Annotated in this window: 2 protein-coding genes; both read right to left on the reverse strand. The window is 61.5% G+C overall.

Features of this window, described 5'->3' with window-relative positions; translation table 11 throughout:
• Positions 1-65: 65 nt before the first annotated feature.
• Positions 66-1,244 carry a BaiN/RdsA family NAD(P)/FAD-dependent oxidoreductase gene (locus tag HU811_RS26325; RefSeq protein WP_186658994.1) on the reverse strand — a complete coding sequence of 393 codons (1,179 nt, stop codon included), beginning with the start codon at positions 1,242-1,244 and terminating at the stop codon, positions 66-68.
• Between the two features lie 143 nt (positions 1,245-1,387).
• A complete protein-coding gene (dbpA, locus tag HU811_RS26330) occupies positions 1,388-2,725 on the reverse strand; it encodes an ATP-dependent RNA helicase DbpA (protein WP_256244261.1) in 1,338 nt (445 codons plus the stop codon).
• Positions 2,726-2,904 lie beyond the last annotated feature (179 nt).

Genomic DNA, 2,904 nt, shown 5'->3' on the forward strand with positions numbered 1-2,904 from the left:
GCCATCGCGAGCAGGCTCGCTCCCACAGAATCATCATCCCCATTGGATTCTATGTATCCCTTCAATCAGACGTATTGCGCGGCGGCATAACCCGACGCCCAGGCCCATTGGAAGTTGAAGCCGCCCAGGTGTCCGGTGACGTCCAGCACTTCGCCAATGAAATACAGCCCGGGGCTTTTCAGGGATTCCATGGTCTTGGAGGACACTTCCCGGGTATCGACGCCGCCCAGGGTCACTTCGGCGGTGCGGTAGCCTTCGGTGCCGGCCGGGACGACATTCCAGCTCGCCAGTTTCTCGGCAATGTCTGCCAGTTCGGCGTGGGTGTATTGCTTCATGGGTTTGGAGACGAACCAGGTGTCGGCCAGCAGGGTGGCCATCTTCTTGGTGAACAATTCGCCCAGCAGGGTTTTCAGTTCGCTGTTGGGGCGTTCGGCCTGTTGCTGTTGCAGCCAGCTCGGCACGTCATGGTCGGGCAGCAGGTTGATCTGCACCGTGTCACCCGGTTCCCAGAACGAGGAAATCTGCAGGATCGCCGGGCCGCTGAGGCCGCGGTGGGTAAACAGGATGTTCTCGCGAAAACTCTGCTCGTTGCAGCTCACCAGGCAATCCACTGAAGTGCCCGAAAGTTCGGTGCACAACGCCTTGAGCTGGTCGGTGATGGTGAACGGCACCAGCCCGGCACGGGTTGGCAGCAGTTGGTGGCCGAACTGTTTGGCCACCTGATAACCGAAACCGGTCGCGCCCAACGTCGGGATCGACAGCCCGCCCGTTGCAATCACCAAGGATTGGCAGGTGATGGCCCCGAGGGTAGTTTGCAGCAGGTAGCCGCTTTCGGTTTTCTCGATGCGCTCGATCGAGGTGTCCAGGTGCAGGTTGACGCCGGCCTGGTCGCATTCGTCCAGCAGCAGGCCAAGGATGTCGCTGGACTTGTTATCACAGAACAACTGGCCGAGTTTTTTCTCGTGATACGGCACGCCGTGCTTGGCCACCAGAGCGATGAAATCCCACTGGGTGTAGCGGGCCAGGGCTGACTTGCAGAAGTGCGGATTCTGCGAGAGAAAATTGCCCGGTTCGGTGTACATGTTGGTGAAATTGCAGCGCCCACCGCCGGACATGAGGATTTTCTTGCCGGCCTTGTTGGCGTGGTCCAGCAACATTACCTGCCGTCCGCGCCCTGCGGCGGTCAGCGCGCACATCAACCCCGCGGCGCCAGCGCCAATGATCACGACTTCGGTAGAGCGCAAAACGGTGTCCCTCTAAATGTCACCACAAAACCCATTGTGGGAGCGAGCCTGCTCGCGATGAGGCCGGTACATTCAACATTGATGTTGTCTGACAGTCCGTCATCGCGAGCAGGCTCGCTCCCACAGTTTGATCTCTGTTGGAGTTACAGGATCCGCACCCGCAACGAGCGGCCCTTGATCTTGCCATCGTTCAGGCGTTGCAGGGCCTGTTTGGCGATTCCGCGCTCCACGGCAACATAGGCCTGGAAGTCGAAAATCGCGATCTTGCCGACCTGGGCGCCGGGGATGCCGGCGTCGCCGGTGAGGGCGCCGAGGATGTCGCCGGGGCGGACTTTGTCTTTGCGCCCGGCACCAATGCACAGGGTACTCATGGCCGGCAGCAGCGGGCCGCCGCCCTGGGGCTTGAGGTTGTCCAGCTGGTCCCAGCTCAGTGGCGACTTCTGCAACTGCTCGATCGCTTGGGCGCGGTGGGCTTCGGACGGCGCCACCAGGCTGATGGCGATGCCTTTTTCACCCGCACGCCCGGTGCGGCCGACACGGTGAATGTGAATTTCCGAGTCACGGGCCAGTTCGACGTTGATCACCATGTCCAGTGCGTCGATGTCCAGGCCACGGGCCGCCACATCGGTGGCGACCAGCACCGAGGTGCTGCGGTTGGCGAACATCGCCAGCACCTGATCGCGGTCGCGCTGTTCCAGATCGCCATGCAGGCCGACCGCCGAGATACCTTTGGATGTCAGGTGGTCGACGGTTTCCTGAACTTGCTGTTTGGTGAAGCAGAACGCCACGCAGGAAGCCGGACGGAAATGCGCCAGCACCTTGACCACGGCGTCCATGCGCTCCTCGGGGGAGATTTCATAGAAACGCTGCTCGATCTGCGCGTCGGAGTGAAAGGCTTCGGCCTTGACCTGCTGCGGGTTGCGCATGAACTTGGACGACAGTTGCTTGATGCCCACCGGGTAGGTGGCGGAGAACAGCAAGGTCTGACGGCGTTCCGGGGTCTGCTGGATGATGTCTTCGATGGCGTCGTAGAAGCCCATGTCGAGCATGCGGTCGGCTTCATCGAGGATCAGCGTGTTGAGGCCGTCCAGCACCAGAGAGCCCTTGCGCAGATGCTGCTGGATGCGCCCTGGCGTGCCGACGATGATGTGGGCGCCGTGCTCCAGGGAAGCGATCTGCGGGCCAAACGACACGCCGCCACACAGGGTCAGGACCTTGATGTTGTCTTCGGCGCGGGCCAGGCGCCGAATTTCCTTGGCGACCTGATCGGCCAGCTCACGAGTCGGGCAGATCACCAGTGCCTGGCAGCCGAAGAAGCGCGGGTTGATCGGGTTCAGCAGGCCAATGCCGAAGGCCGCGGTCTTGCCGCTGCCGGTCTTGGCCTGGGCGATCAGATCCATGCCCTTGAGGATCACCGGCAAGCTCTGCGCCTGGATCGGCGTCATCTGGGCATAACCGAGGGATTCGAGGTTAGCCAGCATGGCGGCGGACAGCGGCAGAGTATTAAAAGCGGTGGCAATGGTGGTCACGGGACTGGCCTGCAAAACAAAATGTCGCGCAGTGTAGCAGCCTCGTGCCACTTTTCTCGAAAGTTCTGGACGAGCTGTGGCGCAGTTCTGAAGCGGACGAATTCCCTGTGGCGAGGGAGCTTGCTCCCGCT

Origin of the sequence: Pseudomonas tehranensis, from assembly GCF_014268615.1 — a bacterium.
Classification (GTDB): Bacteria; Pseudomonadota; Gammaproteobacteria; order Pseudomonadales; family Pseudomonadaceae; genus Aquipseudomonas; species Aquipseudomonas tehranensis.

Excerpts from the sequence above, each read along its gene's own strand:
- dbpA (WP_256244261.1), bottom strand. The coding sequence starts at position 2,725 with ATGCTGGCTAACCTCGAATCCCTCGGTTATGCCCAGATGACGCCGATC.